The 16,530-nt window shown below is 54.1% G+C and carries 16 protein-coding genes, 1 tRNA gene and 1 pseudogene; 14 read left to right on the top strand and 4 right to left on the bottom strand.

Annotation, left to right across the window (positions count from 1 at the left end; all coding sequences use genetic code 11):
* From sucC to ACLQ7H_RS05900, 14 genes and pseudogenes are all read left to right on the top strand, one after another.
* A pseudogene (sucC, locus tag ACLQ7H_RS05965) lies at window positions 1–905 on the top strand (ADP-forming succinate--CoA ligase subunit beta); the annotation flags it as partial.
* Window positions 905–1,777, top strand: a complete 873-nt coding sequence (sucD, locus tag ACLQ7H_RS05960) for a succinate--CoA ligase subunit alpha (RefSeq protein WP_024483143.1) — start codon at window positions 905–907, stop codon at window positions 1,775–1,777. The pseudogene sucC and the gene sucD, both read left to right, overlap by 1 nt.
* Before the next feature lie 962 nt (window positions 1,778–2,739).
* Window positions 2,740–4,308, top strand: coding sequence for a cytochrome ubiquinol oxidase subunit I (gene cydA / locus ACLQ7H_RS05955; protein WP_411751877.1), 1,569 nt, complete (start codon window positions 2,740–2,742; stop codon window positions 4,306–4,308).
* A gap of 15 nt (window positions 4,309–4,323) precedes the next feature.
* A complete protein-coding gene (gene cydB, locus ACLQ7H_RS05950) occupies window positions 4,324–5,463 on the top strand; it encodes a cytochrome d ubiquinol oxidase subunit II (RefSeq protein WP_411751876.1) in 1,140 nt (379 codons plus the stop codon).
* A gap of 17 nt (window positions 5,464–5,480) precedes the next feature.
* Window positions 5,481–5,594: a cytochrome bd-I oxidase subunit CydX gene (cydX, locus tag ACLQ7H_RS05945; protein ID WP_021805265.1), complete on the top strand. Its 114-nt coding sequence runs from the start codon at window positions 5,481–5,483 to the stop codon at window positions 5,592–5,594.
* Entirely contained in the window at window positions 5,594–5,890 is a 297-nt protein-coding gene (gene ybgE / locus ACLQ7H_RS05940; protein ID WP_021805264.1) for a cyd operon protein YbgE, read from the top strand. The genes cydX and ybgE overlap by 1 nt, the downstream gene beginning before the upstream one ends.
* Before the next feature lie 132 nt (window positions 5,891–6,022).
* Window positions 6,023–6,430, top strand: coding sequence for a tol-pal system-associated acyl-CoA thioesterase (ybgC, locus tag ACLQ7H_RS05935; RefSeq protein WP_248944962.1), 408 nt, complete (start codon window positions 6,023–6,025; stop codon window positions 6,428–6,430).
* Window positions 6,427–7,110, top strand: a complete 684-nt coding sequence (gene tolQ / locus ACLQ7H_RS05930) for a Tol-Pal system protein TolQ (protein WP_024483139.1) — start codon at window positions 6,427–6,429, stop codon at window positions 7,108–7,110. The genes ybgC and tolQ overlap by 4 nt, the downstream gene beginning before the upstream one ends.
* Window positions 7,111–7,126: 16 nt before the next feature.
* Window positions 7,127–7,555 (top strand): colicin uptake protein TolR, encoded by a 429-nt coding sequence (gene tolR, locus ACLQ7H_RS05925; RefSeq protein ID WP_411751875.1) that lies wholly within the window; start codon window positions 7,127–7,129, stop codon window positions 7,553–7,555.
* 78 nt (window positions 7,556–7,633) lie between these two features.
* On the top strand, window positions 7,634–8,839 hold the full coding sequence (gene tolA / locus ACLQ7H_RS05920; RefSeq protein WP_411751878.1) for a cell envelope integrity protein TolA: 1,206 nt from the start codon (window positions 7,634–7,636) through the stop codon (window positions 8,837–8,839).
* Between the two features lie 135 nt (window positions 8,840–8,974).
* Window positions 8,975–10,267, top strand: a complete 1,293-nt coding sequence (tolB, locus tag ACLQ7H_RS05915; protein WP_411751874.1) for a Tol-Pal system protein TolB — start codon at window positions 8,975–8,977, stop codon at window positions 10,265–10,267.
* A gap of 47 nt (window positions 10,268–10,314) precedes the next feature.
* Window positions 10,315–10,824, top strand: a complete 510-nt coding sequence (gene pal / locus ACLQ7H_RS05910; RefSeq protein ID WP_021805257.1) for a peptidoglycan-associated lipoprotein Pal — start codon at window positions 10,315–10,317, stop codon at window positions 10,822–10,824.
* A 9-nt stretch (window positions 10,825–10,833) separates the two neighbouring features.
* Complete coding sequence (cpoB, locus tag ACLQ7H_RS05905; protein WP_411751873.1) at window positions 10,834–11,637, top strand: cell division protein CpoB; 804 nt, start codon at window positions 10,834–10,836, stop codon at window positions 11,635–11,637.
* Window positions 11,638–11,811: 174 nt separating this feature from the next.
* Window positions 11,812–11,887: transfer RNA gene (locus ACLQ7H_RS05900), tRNA-Lys, on the top strand.
* 427 nt (window positions 11,888–12,314) lie between these two features.
* On the opposite strand, the gene dhbA is transcribed toward ACLQ7H_RS05900, so the two are convergent.
* The 4 genes from dhbA to ACLQ7H_RS05880 all read right to left on the bottom strand — a co-directional run.
* Complete coding sequence (dhbA, locus tag ACLQ7H_RS05895; protein WP_411751872.1) at window positions 12,315–13,073, bottom strand: 2,3-dihydro-2,3-dihydroxybenzoate dehydrogenase; 759 nt, start codon at window positions 13,071–13,073, stop codon at window positions 12,315–12,317.
* Window positions 13,073–13,927 carry an isochorismatase gene (locus tag ACLQ7H_RS05890; RefSeq protein ID WP_248947753.1) on the bottom strand — a complete coding sequence of 285 codons (855 nt, stop codon included), beginning with the start codon at window positions 13,925–13,927 and terminating at the stop codon, window positions 13,073–13,075. The genes dhbA and ACLQ7H_RS05890 overlap by 1 nt, the downstream gene beginning before the upstream one ends.
* Window positions 13,928–13,930: 3 nt before the next feature.
* Complete coding sequence (locus ACLQ7H_RS05885) at window positions 13,931–15,559, bottom strand: (2,3-dihydroxybenzoyl)adenylate synthase (protein ID WP_411751871.1); 1,629 nt, start codon at window positions 15,557–15,559, stop codon at window positions 13,931–13,933.
* Window positions 15,560–15,569: 10 nt separating this feature from the next.
* The coding region (locus ACLQ7H_RS05880) for an isochorismate synthase (RefSeq protein ID WP_411751870.1) at window positions 15,570–16,530 on the bottom strand (961 nt) is incomplete at its 5' end.

Below are 16,530 nucleotides of genomic sequence, written 5' to 3'. Positions count from 1 at the left end.
GCGCTGGGCCAGCCGGTTCACCAGATCCTGGTAGAAGCGGCCACCGACATCGACAAAGAGCTGTATCTGGGGGCGGTGTTGACCGTGCCAGCCGTCGCGTAGTGTTTATGGCTTCCACCGAAGGCGGCGTTGAAATTGAAAAAGTTGCGGAAGAGACCCCGGAACTGATCCACAAAATGACCATCGACCCACTGGCAGGCCCACAGCCTTACCAGGGTCGTGAACTGGCGTTCAAACTGGGCCTGACCGGTAAGCAAGTCGGCCAGTTTGCCAAAATCTTCATGGGCCTGGCAACGCTGTTCCTGGAGCGCGATCTGGCCATGGTTGAGATCAACCCGTTGGTAGTGACCAAGCAGGGCGATCTGATCTGCCTGGACGGTAAGCTGGGTGCCGATGGCAACGCCCTGTTCCGCCAGTCCGAACTGCGTGAAATGCGTGACCCTTCCCAGGAAGACGAGCGTGAATCCCGTGCGGCCCAGTGGGAGCTGAACTATGTTGCCCTCGACGGTAACATCGGTTGCATGGTGAACGGTGCCGGTCTGGCGATGGGTACCATGGACATCGTGAAACTGCACGGCGGCGAACCTGCCAACTTCCTGGACGTGGGCGGTGGTGCAACCAAAGAGCGCGTGACCGAAGCCTTCAAAATCATCCTGTCTGACGACAAGGTGAAAGCGGTTCTGGTTAACATCTTCGGTGGTATCGTACGTTGCGATCTGATCGCCGACGGTATCATTGGCGCGGTAGCCGAAGTGGGCGTTAACGTCCCGGTGGTGGTGCGCTTGGAAGGGAACAACGCCGAACTGGGCGCCAAGAAACTGGCGGACAGCGGTTTGAATATCATTGCTGCGACCAGCCTGACTGATGCGGCTCAGCAAGTTGTTGCGGCAGTGGAGGGTAAATAATGTCCATTTTAATCGATAAGAACACCAAAGTCATTTGCCAGGGTTTCACCGGTAGCCAGGGTACCTTCCACTCCGAACAAGCTATCGCTTACGGCACCAAAATGGTCGGCGGCGTGACGCCAGGCAAAGGTGGTACTCAGCACCTGGGTCTGCCAGTGTTCAACACCGTGCGTGAAGCTGTTGAAGCGACCGGTGCCACCGCGTCTGTCATCTACGTGCCAGCGCCATTCTGCAAAGACTCCATTCTGGAAGCCATCGATGCAGGCATCAAATTGATCATCACCATCACCGAAGGTATCCCAACCCTGGATATGCTGACCGTGAAAGTGAAGCTGGATGAAGCCGGCGTGCGCATGATCGGCCCGAACTGCCCAGGTGTGATCACCCCGGGCGAATGCAAGATCGGTATCATGCCTGGCCATATTCACCTGCCAGGCAAGGTAGGCATCGTTTCCCGTTCAGGTACTCTGACCTATGAAGCGGTAAAACAAACCACTGATGCCGGTCTGGGGCAGTCTACCTGCGTAGGTATCGGTGGTGACCCGATCCCGGGTTCCAACTTTATTGATATCCTGAAGTTGTTCCAGGAAGATCCGCAGACCGAAGCTATCGTGATGATCGGTGAGATTGGCGGCAGCGCGGAAGAAGAAGCGGCGGCCTATATCAAAGAGCACGTCACCAAGCCGGTGGTGGGTTATATCGCCGGTGTTACTGCACCTAAAGGCAAGCGTATGGGCCATGCTGGCGCCATCATTGCCGGCGGTAAAGGGACTGCGGATGAGAAATTCGCGGCTCTGGAAGCGGCAGGGGTGAAAACAGTACGCAGCCTGGCTGATATCGGTGATGCAGTGAAGGCGATCCTGAATCGTTAATACGTCAAAAGTATCCCCTATGGATTTCAAGTTACAGCTAGGCGACCAACTTCCCCATCCCCAGGAGCTTACTTGAGTAAGTGACTGAGGTGACAAATCTGTCGGGAACAGATTTGAACGCTGTACACGGCGGCCCCGAAGGGGCGAGGTCCAAGGATGGGCCGAGTAACCAAGTGCAGATAACAACGCTGTGACTTGAAAGACGACGGGGAAAATAATATCTCGACATGTTTGGCCGCCTTTGGGCGGCCTTTTTTTGTATGTCACTGAGAGAGAAGGGCGTTTTGCAAGGCATTGTTGCGGGAGGTGCGAGCTGACCACTCAGTATTTGCAGGTTCTGGGATCAACCTCGCAACATGGTCTATGATTACTTAGCAAAAAGCAGATTTGTGAGTTAACTCACTGCAATGACTATTGAAAATAAAAAGTTAATATCTATCGAATGGTAATGCTGGAGTAATACAATTGGAGGTATTTTAAATTACATTTATTTAACACAAAGATATCAATAAAAAACAATTAAACCATTGCTTAACATGAGCGCTGGGAAATTACAGCAAAATGTGTAATGAGCCTAGCAATAATATGCAGATAGGCTTAAATTGTTTTAGATCAATATAGGCCTAGCTACCTATTTAGGCTGATTTTTGACCTGTAGCCAAAAGTCCAACCTGTGTCACGCAAATACCTATTTATTGTATGGGCTTTGGCGAGTATCATGCCATTGTGTAATTACGGATGGCTGATCTTGTTGCATTTGTTACCCGCTGTCGGTTTTCATTGGTGCGTTTTGCTCCTGCCCCTCGTGGTCTGGCTCTGAACGTGCGGTTGAAAGCGGAGAGGCTGGATCAAATTTTGTTGTGTTTTAAGGGCATTCACTGCGGGGCGTTACCGGCTACTCTTTCGGGAGTAATACCGATAACCGCAAGTCGGAGTCTTCCTGCGAGGAGCAAGGAGTCAAGATGTTTGATATTGTCGAACTGTCGCGCTTACAGTTTGCTTTAACGGCGATGTACCACTTCCTATTTGTCCCATTAACGCTGGGTATGGCGTTTTTGCTGGCAATTATGGAAACGGTATATGTGCTGTCCGGCAAACAAATTTATAAAGATATGACCAAATTCTGGGGCAAGTTATTTGCAATCAACTTTGCTCTGGGTGTGGCCACCGGGTTGACCATGGAGTTCCAGTTCGGGACCAACTGGTCGTACTTCTCTCATTACGTCGGTGATATCTTCGGGGCCCCGCTGGCTATCGAAGGTCTGATGGCGTTCTTCCTGGAATCGACGCTGGTCGGTCTGTTCTTCTTCGGCTGGGATCGCCTGAGCAAGATCCAGCACATGACGGTCACCTGGTTTGTTGCTCTCGGCTCAAACCTGTCTGCGTTGTGGATCCTGGTCGCCAACGGCTGGATGCAAAACCCAATCGCCTCCGACTTCAACTTTGAAACCATGCGTATGGAGATGCTCAGCTTCTCCGAGCTGGTTCTCAACCCGGTCGCACAGGTGAAGTTTGTTCACACCGTGGCCTCTGGCTACACCACCGGCGCGATGTTCGTGCTGGGCATCAGTGCCTACTATCTGCTGAAAGGGCGTGACATCGCCTTTGCCAAGCGTTCGTTCGCCATCGCTGCCAGCTTCGGTATGGCTGCTATCCTTTCCGTTATCGTACTGGGTGATGAATCCGGTTACGAAATGGGGGACGTGCAGAAAACCAAACTGGCTGCCATTGAAGCCGAATGGGAAACTCAACCGGCTCCGGCCGCATTTACCCTGTTCGGTATTCCGAACCAGGAGACAATGGAGAACTCATTCGCGATTCAGATCCCTTGGGCACTCGGCCTGATTGCTACCCGTTCCATCGACACGCCGGTTATCGGCCTGCGCGATCTGATGGCGCAGCACCAGGTACGTATCCGTAACGGTATGAAGGCTTACCAGCTGCTGGAAGAACTGCGTGGTGGTAATACCGATCCGGCAGTGCGTACCGCATTCAACGATACCAAGCAGGATCTGGGCTACGGCATGCTGCTCAAGCGCTATACCGAAAACGTCACCGACGCAACGGAAGCGCAGATCCAGCAGGCAACCAAAGATTCTATTCCGCGCGTTGCTCCACTGTACTTTGCCTTCCGTATCATGGTGGCCTGTGGTGTGCTGATGCTGTTTATTATCGGCCTGTCGTTCTTGAGCGTGGTACGTGGGCGTATTGGTCAGAAGAAATGGCTGCTTCGTGCCGCGCTGTATGGCCTGCCATTACCTTGGATTGCCGTTGAAGCGGGCTGGTTCGTGGCGGAGTATGGCCGTCAGCCGTGGGCGATAGGTGAGGTGCTGCCAACCGCAGTCGCCACCTCTTCGCTGACCGCAGGCGACATTCTGTTCTCGATGGGGCTGATATGCGGCTTGTACACCCTGTTCCTGGTGGCTGAAATGTACCTGATGTTCAAATTTGCACGTCTGGGTCCAAGCAGCCTGAAAACTGGCCGCTACCACTTTGAACAACCGACTGCCGCCGTGCAGGAAGCGCGCTAAACAGGAGTCCAAGATATGTTTGATTACGAAGTATTGCGATTTATCTGGTGGCTCCTGATTGGCATCTTGCTGATCGGTTTCGCCGTCACCGATGGTTTCGATATGGGTGTCGGTATTCTGATGCGCATCATCGGTAAAACCGATACTGAGCGCCGGGTAATGATTAACGCCATTGCCCCGCACTGGGACGGTAACCAGGTGTGGCTGATCACCGCCGGTGGCGCATTGTTTGCCGCCTGGCCGATGGTCTATGCCGCCGCGTTCTCTGGTTTCTATGTGGCCATGATCCTGGTGCTGGCAGCCTTGTTCTTCCGCCCGGTCGGTTTTGACTACCGCTCGAAGCTGGAGAACAGCACCTGGCGTAACATGTGGGACTGGGGCATCTTTATCGGTAGCTTCGTGCCTGCGGTAGTGTTCGGCGTGGCGTTCGGTAACCTGTTACAGGGTGTGCCGTTCCATGTAGACTCCTATCTGCGCCTGTTCTATACCGGCAACTTCTTCCAACTGTTGAACCCGTTTGGTTTGCTGGCCGGTATTGTCAGCCTGACTATGCTGGTGACTCAGGGGGCAACCTACCTGCAGATGCGTACCACTGCCGAAATCCACCTGCGCTCACGCGCTGCGGCGCAGATTTCTGCGCTGGTGATGGGCATATGCTTCCTGTTGGCGGGTATCTGGCTGGTGAAAGGTATCGACGGTTTCGTGGTCACCTCAGCACTGGATACGGCAGCGGAATCCAACCCACTGCGTAAAGAAGTCGCTCATCAGGCGGGTGCCTGGTTGATCAACTACAACAAGTATCCAATCCTGTGGGCACTGCCGGCGCTGGGCGTGGTTCTGCCACTGTTCACCATCCTGTTTGCCCGTTTAGACAGAGCTGCGATGGCGTTCCTGAGTTCATCACTGACGATTGCCTGTGTGATCCTGACGGCTGGGGTAACCATGTTCCCATTCGTTATGCCATCAAGCACCGTACCTAACGTCAGCCTGACCATGTGGGATGCGACATCCAGCCTGTTCACGCTGCAGGTGATGACCGTTGTTGCCATTATCTTCGTGCCAATCGTTCTGGCGTACACCGCTTGGGCGTACTACAAAATGTTTGGTCGCCTGGATAAGAACTACATCGAAGAGAATAAACATTCTCTGTACTAAGCAAAAGGAGCTAAACCATGTGGTATTTTGCCTGGATCCTCGGAACGCTTCTTGCCTGTGCCTTTGGTATCATCACGGCGCTGGCGCTTGAGCACAGTGAAGATTCAAAAGCGCAGCAAGACGGTAAGTGATGAGTTCGTCACTGGTGGATAAGCTGTACGCTATCACCGACAAGGGCCCGGTTCGGGCCCTTTCATTGGTGCTGGCGGTGATTTTGGCGGGATGTATCTTTTGGGATCCTAGCCGCTTTGCTGCACGTACCAGCTCGTTAGAGATATGGCAGGGCATCTTGCTGATCTGGGCGGTATGTGCGGGCATCGTTCACGGTGTCGGTTTCCGGTCTCAGAGCACGTTTTGGCGTGCATTTTTCGCGCCATTACCTGCAATTGTGATCTTGGCCGCAGGATTACTTTACGTTTCTTTATAATCTGCTGTTCATCCCCCATGTTATGGGCCGTTCAGGCCCATAATTATTTTCATTCCCATTCAGTAACCCATTCCCAACCCGATCCGTCTTGCGTATAGTAGCAATCGTTAAATTGCCTTGCTGGGAAGTAGAGTGAGTAATCAGTTGTTTCGATGGCCGGTACGCGTTTACTACGAGGATACCGATGCCGGTGGTGTGGTCTACCACGCCCGTTACGTCGCCTTTTATGAAAGAGCGCGCACTGAGATGCTGCGTCAACATAACTTTCATCAACAGCAGCTGCTCAGTGAAGAACATGTCGCTTTCGCTGTCCGGCGTATGACGGTGGATTACCTGCTACCTGCACGTCTTGACGACCTGCTGGAAGTGCGGAGCAAAATCACCTCAATACGCGGGGCTTCTCTTACGTTTGCTCAACGCATTGTTAATTCTGACGGTACTCTCTTGAGTCAGGCCGATGTATTGATTGCATGCATTGATCCACACCAAATGAAGCCGATAGCGCTTCCTAAGTCTATTGTCGCGGAGTTTAAGCAGTGACTGACATGAACATCCTAGATCTATTCTTGAAGGCGAGCCTGCTGGTCAAGTTTATCATGCTGATTTTGATATGCTTTTCAGTGGCTTCTTGGGCGATTATCATCCAGCGGACCCGCATTCTCAATGCGGCCACTCGTGACGCCGAAGCTTTCGAAGACAAATTCTGGTCTGGTATCGAGCTTTCCCGTCTGTATCAGGAAAGCCAGGCACGTCGCGATAGCCTGACTGGGTCAGAGCAGATTTTCCATTCCGGTTTCAAAGAGTTTGCCCGTTTGCACCGTGCCAACAGCCATGCGCCAGAGTCGGTGATCGAAGGGGCAACGCGTGCGATGCGTATTTCGATGAACCGTGAGCTGGAAACGCTGGAAAACCATATTCCTTTCCTCGGCACCGTGGGGTCCATCAGCCCGTATATCGGCCTGTTTGGTACCGTGTGGGGGATTATGCACGCCTTTATCGCCCTGGGCGCGGTGAAACAAGCCACCTTGCAGATGGTGGCACCGGGTATCGCCGAAGCGTTGATCGCCACGGCTATCGGCCTGTTTGCCGCGATCCCTGCCGTTATGGCCTATAACCGCCTCAACCAGCGCGTTAACAAGCTTGAGCAGAATTACGACAACTTTATGGAAGAGTTCACCGCTATTCTGCATCGTCAGGCCTTCTCCAGCGACAGCAAATAAGAAGTAGGAGGGTAGCATGGCGAAAGTTCGTGGTCGTAACAAGCGTGAGCTGAAGTCGGAAATCAACATTGTTCCGCTGCTGGACGTCTTGTTGGTGCTGTTGCTGATCTTTATGGCAACCGCGCCAATCATCACCCAAAGCGTTGAAGTTGATTTGCCTGATGCCACCGATTCTAAAACGGTGTCCAGTGACGATAATCCACCGGTGATCCTGGAAGTTTCCGGCATAGGTCAGTACACCCTGGTGGTGGATCACAACCGTATGGAGCTGTTGCCGCCTGAGCAGGTGGCGGCCGAGGCCAAGTCGCGCCTGGCAGCTAATCCTAAGACGGTGTTTTTGATCGGTGGGGCCAAGGAAGTACCGTACGATGAGATTATCAAGGCATTGAATATTCTGCATCAGGCGGGTGTCGCTTCCGTAGGGTTGATGACCCAGCCAATCTAACCGTAAGGTCAGTGGCAACCCGGTTCCTGCCTTGTGGCGCAGGAACCCCGTTTAAGCAGCAGTTTTTGGGATTCTATTTTGGTAAAGGCAACTGAGCAAAATGATAAGCTGAACCGATCCGTAATTGTTTCGGTGGTTCTGCACATTCTATTGATTGCCCTGTTGATCTGGGGTTCGCTGTACGAAAATACTGAAATGAGTAGTGCAGGCGGCGGCGGTGATGGTTCCGTGGTCGGGGCCGTGATGGTCGATCCAGGGGCGGTAGTCGAGCAGTACAATCGCCAGCAGCAACAGAGCAGCGATGCACAGCGTGCAGAAAAGCAGCGCCAGAAGAAGGCGGAGCAGCAGGCTGAAGAGCTGCAGCAGAAGCAGGCGGCGGAACAACAGCGCCTGAAAGAACTGGAACAAGAGCGTTTGGCCGCGCAGGAAAAAGCCGCGCAGGACGCCAAGGCACAGGCCGAACAGCAGAAGAAAGCTGCTGAACAACAGCAGCAGGCCACAGAGCAGCAGAAAGCGGCAGAAGCCGCTGCGGCCAAGGCCAAAGAACAACAGAAAGCAGCCGAGCAGGCTGCGGCGAAAGCCAAAGCCGAGGCGGATAAAATAGCCAAGGCGCAGGCAGACGCACAGAAGAAAGCCGAAGCGGAGGCCAAGAAAGAAGCTGCCGCCGCCGCTGCTGCTAAAAAGCAGGCGGAAGAGGCGAAGAAAGAGGCCGCAGCTGCCGCAGAACAGAAGGCAACTGAAGCCGCAGAGAAAAAAGCTGCCGCTGATGCCGAGAAGAAAGCTACAGCAGAGGAAGCGAAAAAAGCCGCCGCTGCCGAGAAGGCTGCCGCAGCCAAGAAAGCTGCAGATGCCAAGAAAAAGGCAGCCGCTGAAGCCGCTAAACAGTCTGCCCTTGCTGAAGATGTATTTGGTAGCTTGGCCGATGGTAAAAATGCGCCGAAAGGTGGCGGAGCAGCGAAGGCTAAAGGCGACGGCAAACCTGTGGGAGAGGGTAATGCTAAGACTGCCGGGGCAAGCGGTGCTGAAATTAATAGCTATCTGGGGCAGATTAAGCATGCAATAGAAAACAAGTTTTATGATTCTGACCTTTACAAAGGAAAAACTTGTGACTTACGTATTCAACTAGCACCAGATGGATTCTTGAAAAGCGTAAAAGCTGAGGGGGGAGATCCCGCCTTGTGCCAAGCTGCAATAGCAGCAGCTAACCAGGCCCGTATTCCTAAGCCACCGAGCCAAGCAGTGTATGAGGTATTTAAGAATGCTCCCCTTACATTTAAGCCGTAATAATGATTGTTTTAACCGAGTAAAGTGCATGGATGTACCAAGGTCACCAACAGGGATTATGTAGTTTTGTTGGCATTGGTTTGTTAAAATTCTGCTAAATTATCGCAGGCATACCGTCTGGATAAGGGAGATGAGATGAAGCAGGCATTTCGAGTAGCATTAGGTCTTTTAGTTCTGTGGGCATCCGTGCTGCATGCGGAAGTTCGCATTGAAATCACCCAAGGGGTCGACTCCGCTCGTCCAATTGGCGTGGTGCCATTTAAATGGGCGGGTCCAGGCACGCCTCCGGAAGATGTTGGCCAGATCGTTGGCGCAGATCTCCGTAACAGCGGCAAATTCAACCCGATTGATGTGGCACGTATGCCGCAGCAGCCTACCACCGCGTCTGAAGTGACGCCGGCGGCCTGGACTGCGCTGGGCATTGATGCCGTAGTGGTAGGCCAGGTTCAGCCTGGTGCCGACGGCAGCTACCTGGTTTCCTACCAACTGGTCGATACTTCAGGTTCGCCTGGCACGGTATTGGCACAGAACCAGTTTAAAGTGACCAAACAGTGGCTGCGTTATGCGGCTCATACCGCCAGCGATGGCGTATTTGAGAAGCTGACCGGTATCAAGGGCGCGTTCCGTACCCGCATCGCTTACGTGGTGCAAACCAATGGCGGGAAATTCCCGTATGAACTGCGCGTATCGGATTACGACGGCTTTAACCAGGTTCCCGTGCATCGTTCACCAGAGCCACTGATGTCTCCAGCCTGGTCGCCGGATGGCAGCAAACTGGCCTACGTGACCTTTGAGAGCGGTAAATCAGCGCTGGTGATCCAGAACCTGTCTGATGGTGCCATCCGTCAGGTGGCTTCATTCCCACGTCACAACGGTGCACCTGCCTTCTCTCCAGACGGTAGCCGCCTGGCATTCGCGCTGTCCAAAACTGGCAGCCTGAACCTGTACGTGATGAACCTGGGCTCTGGCCAAATCAGCCAGATCACCGATGGCCGTAGCAACAACACCGAACCGAGCTGGTTCCCAGATGGCCAATCTCTGGCTTATACCTCTGACCAGGGTGGTCGCCCACAGATTTATAAGGTTGGCGCCAACGGCGGCGCACCACAGCGTCTGACCTGGGAAGGTGCCCAGAATCAGGACTCTGATGTCAGCTTCGACGGTAAATTCCTGGTGATGGTGAGCTCCAATAATGGGGTTCAGCATATCGCCAAACAAGATCTTGGATCGGGAGCCGTTCAAATGTTAACGGACACGTTCCTGGATGAAACGCCTAGTATCGCACCAAACGGCACCATGGTGATCTATAGCTCCACGCAAGGTATGGGCTCCGTGCTGCAGTTGGTATCGACTGATGGGCGCTTCAAAGCGCGTCTTCCGGCAACCGATGGACAGGTCAAATTCCCTGCCTGGTCGCCGTATCTGTGATGCATGTTTAAAATATGTATGGCAAAAACTATAAAAGGATCAAAGAAATGCAACTGAACAAAGTGCTGAAAGGGCTTCTGCTGGCACTGCCAGTTCTGGCTGTAGCAGCTTGTAGTTCTAACAAAAGCGCTAATAACGATCAATCCGGTATGGGCGCTGGCACTGGTACAGAAAACGGCAGCAGCAACCTGTCTTCTGAAGAACAAGCACGTCTGCAGATGCAAGAACTGCAACGTAACAACATTGTTTACTTCGGCCTGGACAAATATGACGTCAGCTCTGAGTTCGCTCAGATGCTGGATGCACATGCTGCTTTCCTGCGTAACAACCCATCCTACAAAGTGACTGTTGAAGGTCACGCGGATGAGCGCGGCACGCCAGAATACAACATCGCTCTGGGTGAGCGTCGTGCTAACGCAGTTAAAATGTACCTGCAAGGCAAAGGCGTTTCTGCTGACCAGATCTCTATCGTTTCTTACGGTAAAGAAAAACCAGCAGTACTGGGCCACGACGAAGCAGCCTATGCTAAAAACCGTCGTGCCGTTCTGGTTTACTAAGAGAATCGCATGAACAGTAACTTCAGACGTCACCTGTTGAGTCTGGCGTTACTGGTTGGCGTAGCGGTCCCATGGGCCGCTACTGCCCAAGCGCCAATCAGTAATGTCGGCTCCGGCTCGGTCGAAGACCGTGTCACATCACTTGAGCGTATCAGTAATGCTCAGGGCCAGCTTTTGAACCAACTCCAGCAACAACTCTCTGACAACCAACGCGATATCGATACGCTCCGTGGGCAGATCCAGGAAAGTCAGTATCAGTTGAATCAGGTGGTTGAACGCCAGAAACAGATCTATCAACAGATGGATAGCCTTAGCCAGGGTGGCGCACAGAATTCCGCTGGTGCAGCAGCAGGGGTCGCAGGTGGTACAGCCGCCGCGGCGTCCTCTGACGGCGCTGGCAGCGCTCCTGCGGGTGCGACAGCCGCTGCGGCTAGTACGGGCGATGAAAACAGCGACTACAACGCCGCTGTGTCACTGGCGCTGGAAAAAAAGCAGTATGACCAGGCAATCTCCGCTTTTCAGGCTTTCATAAAGCAGTATCCGAAATCCAATTACCTGCCTAATGCCAACTATTGGCTGGGCCAGTTGTACTACAACAAGGGTAAGAAGGAAGACGCGGCATACTATTATGCAGTGGTGGTTAAGAGTTACCCAAAATCACCCAAGGCACCGGACGCAATGTATAAAGTTGGGGTGATCATGCAGGAAAAAGGCCAGGCTGATAAAGCCAAAGCCGTTTACCAGCAGGTGATCAAATCGTACCCGACCAGCGATGCGGCCAAGCAGGCCAAGAAACGCGAAGCAGCTTTATAAGTAAAAACTGAGCCCAGAAGTTAGTCGATTTGACCGAATTCTGGGCTCATTCGCGTGAAGAACAAGCAGTTGAACCTATTGCGCCAAAATTTAGGTTGCGCTGCTGAGATAAATTAGTAATATATGCCGCCGTTGCCAAGACAACTTGCAAGATGTTAAAGCAGCTAGGAAATTGGGTCGTTAGCTCAGTTGGTAGAGCAGTTGACTTTTAATCAATTGGTCGCAGGTTCGAATCCTGCACGACCCACCACTATTTAGAAAAAGGCGTCTTTAGGCGCCTTTTTCGCATATGTACACTACACTACCGTACCGTCTCCCTCACCCCATACGCAAAGAAGGGTCGTGTGGGTGAGAGCCTGCGTTCAGGTTCGAGTCTCGCTTGCGAGACAACGGCGGCGGCCGGTCATCCTGCCAGACCCACCGAACAGGTGCCTAATGCACGCACCCTACTTCTTTTGACCTACCTAAAAGCCAACTCCTTCGGCCACAGTGATATCTCCCTCACCCTAACCCTCTCCCCAAGGAGAGGGAACAGTCCGTGCCACCAGTAATATCACCTTCAACCTAACTATCGGCGAACATCAACATCCAGTCTTTCTGCCAAACTGACCTCCCCAAAAACAAAAAAAGGAGCTGAAAAATCAGCCCCCTATTCAAATCACCCAACCAACCCAAACTCAAGCCGCCAACGTCGCCCCACCATCAATCACAATATCCTGCATCGTGATATGGCTAGCCCGGTCAGACGCCAGGAACAGGATCGCATCGGCAATTTCCTGCGGTTGGGCAATCTTGCCCAACGGGATCCCCAACTTAAACTGGTCAGGGAATCCCTTGATCATATTGCTTTCACCATGTTCATCCTGCCACATCCCGCGCAGCATCGGGGTATTGGTCGATCCAGGGGAAACCAGGTTACTGCGCACCCCATAAGGCGCCATTTCCAGCCCCACGGTTTGACACAGACTGCGCATAGCGGCCTTGGAGGCGCAGTAGGCAGCCATACCAACACGTGGCACATGGGCCGCGTTAGAGGCAATGCTCACTATGGCCCCCTGCTTCTGGCGGCGAAACACCGGCAAGGTATGACGGAACAGGTTAAAAGCACCACCGGCATTCACTGCCATGCAGGCCAGCCAGTCCGCATTGCTGGTTTCATCGGTCAACCCCATGCGCAGAACGCCAGCTCCATTGACCAACACGTCCAACCGCTCATGTTCCGCCAATAAACGCTGACAAACGCTATCTACCGCAGCGGCATCGGTGATATCCAGCACCTCGGTGCGGAACGGATAGTCCAGATCGCCAAAATGCAGATCGAAGCCGATAACCTCGGCCCCACTCTGCGCAAATGCCAATGCGGTTTGATAACCAATCCCCGCACCGGCACCGGTCACCCAAACGCGTTTACCGCTAAATTCCTGTTCTTTAGCCATCAGGATCTCCTCTCGGAAAGCAACGCCCACCAGCTATCGATGGTGGGTGATTTGGCCAGTGCGATAAAATCGATATCTTCACGAATCTTACGCCAGCGGGTTGCCAACTCCATGATACGCACCGAGTCCAGACCGTAGTCGATCAGGTTTTCATCATTGCCGATGTCTTCGCTATCTTCATCAAGCAACGGGATAATTTGCTGGCGCAGCGCATCGATGCTGGCAATACCGGGTAGCAGATCGGCGGTGGTCACCACCCGGCCACAGCGCCCGGCGGTGTAGCGCAGGGCCATTAGGTGTTCCTCGCGGGAGAAGTCCGCCAGGCCATCGGCCACCATAAACGGCTTGATGTTACGCATAAAGGCGTCGATAGCCGTGGTCATGCAGCCAATATGCGCGTAGACGCCGCAAATAATCAGCTGATCGCGCCCGCTTTCTTGCAGGATCTCTTGCAGCGGCGAGCGGTGGAACGCGCTGTAACGCCATTTAACCAGCACCGTATCGTCAGCATCCGGCGCCAATTCGCTGACCACCGCCTGCTGCTCTGGGTGCTTGTTCAGCCCCGGCCCCCACATATCATTCAGCAAGGCACGGTCTTCATCACTTTGCTGATTAGGCTGCGCGGTGTAAAACACCGGGATCCCCTGCTGCTTGCAGTAGCGGCGCAGAGCGGCGATGTTCTCGACCACCTGTTTGATCAGCGGGCTATCTTCACCCCAGAAATTGAGGAAATATTGCTGCATGTCGTGGATCAGCAGTGCTGCGCGCTGTGGCTCGAAGGCCCAGTTAACCTTGTTGACCGGCAGTTCGCTCGGCGTTGGCAACGCATAATCGTTTAGTTTAGGGATCGCCATGACTTACTCTCCTTTGGCCTGAGCCAGTTGTTGCGCTTCCAGGCGTTCACGCAGCAGTTTTTTATCGACTTTACCGACCGGGGTTAACGGCAGTGACTCCACCTGAATAAAACGGTCGGGTAATTTAAATTCGGCCACGCCCTGCTCACGCAGATGGCGGCGCAGCACCACGGGTTTGACGACCTCGTGCGCAATCACAAAGGCGCAGCTTTTTTCACCCATCAGATCGTCCGGCATCGACACCAGCGCGGCGTTAATCACCGCCGGGTGGCGCAGTAGCAGGTTTTCAATTTCTTCTGCAGCAATCTTTTCGCCGCCGCGGTTAATTTGATCTTTCTGCCGCCCTTGCACCTGCACATAGCCGTCCGCCGTCAGGCTGATCAGATCGCCGGAACAGTAGAAACCGTTCTCGTCAAAGGCTTCGGCATTATGCTCAGGGCTTTGGTAATAGCCGCGGAAGGTGTATGGCCCACGCGTCATCAGGCGGCCCGTTTCCCCTACCGGCAGCGGATTACCCTGCTCATCGGCTACCCACAGCTCATCGTCCGGGCACATGGGCGTGCCTTGGGTGGTGAGAATGTGCTGGTCGTCGTCATCCAGCAAGGTGTAGTTCACCAGCCCTTCGGCCATGCCAAATACCTGTTGCAACTGGCAGCCGATCTCATTGCGTATACGGGCCGCCAGGGTTTCCCCCAATTTGGCTCCGCCAACCTGCAGCAGCGTCAGGCTGGCCAACGGCTGATTACTGCCCCACTCTTCGATCGCCTGTAGCCACAGGGTAACGGCAGGCGGCACCAACGCAGTGACCGTGATCTGATGCTGTTCGATCAGTTTGAAACATTGGGCAGCAGCGGGATCGCTGGCAAACACCACCAGCCCAGCCCCGTAAAACACCCCCAACACGCCCGGAGAGCTCATTGGGTAGTTATGGGCCACCGGTAACGCACACAGATAGCGGGTAGCGCTGTCGAAGCGGCAAATCTCTACGCTGCGGCGAATGCTGTAGTAATAATCGTTATGGGTGCGCGGGATCAGCTTCGGCGTACCGGTGCTGCCACCGGAAAGCTGGAAAAACGCCACCCGATCGGCAGCCATTGGTGTCGGTTCAAAAGCACCGCACTCCTCTTCCAGCCAGGCAGCCAACGCCTGTTCACCTTCGGCCTGATTACGCAGCCCAACCACCCGTAGCGAAGGGTGCTGTTCTCTGAACGTATCCAGGAACTGATGCTGAGCGAACAGGGCGTGATCGCGATCGGCAATCAGCAGCGCAGGTTTGATTTGGCTGGCATAGGCGTTCAGTTCGCTACGTTGATGGCTGAACAGGGCATTCACCGGCACCACGCCGATTTTCAACAGGGCAAAGAACACCACATAGAATTCAATCACGTTGCCAAGTTGAACCAACGCGGTATCGCCGGATTGTAGCCCGCGCCGTAACAAGGCGGCACCTAGACGGTCGGAAAGCTGTTCCAGTTGGCGGTAGCTCAAGCTGCGTTGTGGGTCGATCACGGCAATGGCGTCATTGTTGGCCTGACGGGACAAGATGTCGGTCAATGGCCGATCGATCCAATAGCCGCGTTCGCGGTAACGGCGCGCGAACTCTTCAGGCCAGGGGGTAAAAGCAATAGTCATGGGCGACTCTCTATCCTTGATTAAGGCCAAACGCACGCAGAATGGTGCTGAGTTTGGTACCGGTTTCGTGCCATTCTGACTGCGGGGAAGAATCCTGCACGATACCCGCACCGGCAAACAGGCGTACCTGATTACCCTTAACGGTGCCGCAACGGATGGTGACGACCCATTCTCCGTTGCCCTCGGCGTCACACCAGCCGACGATACCGCCAAACAGCTGCCGGTCAAACGGCTCAAGCTGTTCGATAAGATCGCGCGCTGCCAGCGTTGGGGTACCGCATAATGCCGGCGTCGGGTGCAGCAGGCAGGCCAGCGACAGAGCATTCTCTGCCCGAGCGGCCACTTCACCGTCGATAGGCGTCGAAAGATGCCATAACGTGGTGGTGCTGAGCAGCTCGGGGACAGCGGGAATATTTAAATGACTGCAGCGCCCAGCCAAGACCTGGCGCATACCTTCGGTCACAATCTGGTGCTCATAGCGATCTTTGCCTGAAACCAACAGCTGTTCGCTGACCGCACGATCCCGCTGCGGATCGCTTTCGCGCCGTGCCGAGCCCGCCAGCGGATTGGAATGGAACTGGTCACCAAATTTACGCAACAGCAGCTCCGGGCTGGCTCCCACCAACGCCCCCTCTGCCAGCGGCACGTGGAAATGGAAGCCATGGGGATTCTGAGCAATGATGCGCGTCATCAACGCTGCGTGGTCTACCGGCTTGCTGGTTTCAATGTCCAACAGGCGGGCGAGTACCACCTTATCCAATCGATCACCGCTGGTTGCCTGTACGGCATCGCTAACCATCTGCATAAACTGCGGCTGCGCTGGCAATTCGGTTTGGCGCACAATCTCAGGGAGCGATCCGGCAGCAGGCGCCAAGTTGGCCTGCAGGGTTTCACGATCGAACCATTGTGTCTGTTGTGGGATAAACAGTGACGAGGGTTGACGAGTATCGAAAGGGATTGCGCCGCACAGC

It is taken from the genome of Serratia sp. (in: enterobacteria) (assembly GCF_046715635.1).
Classification (GTDB): domain Bacteria; phylum Pseudomonadota; class Gammaproteobacteria; order Enterobacterales; family Enterobacteriaceae; genus Chania.
This window is presented reverse-complemented; position numbering and strand designations above follow the sequence as displayed.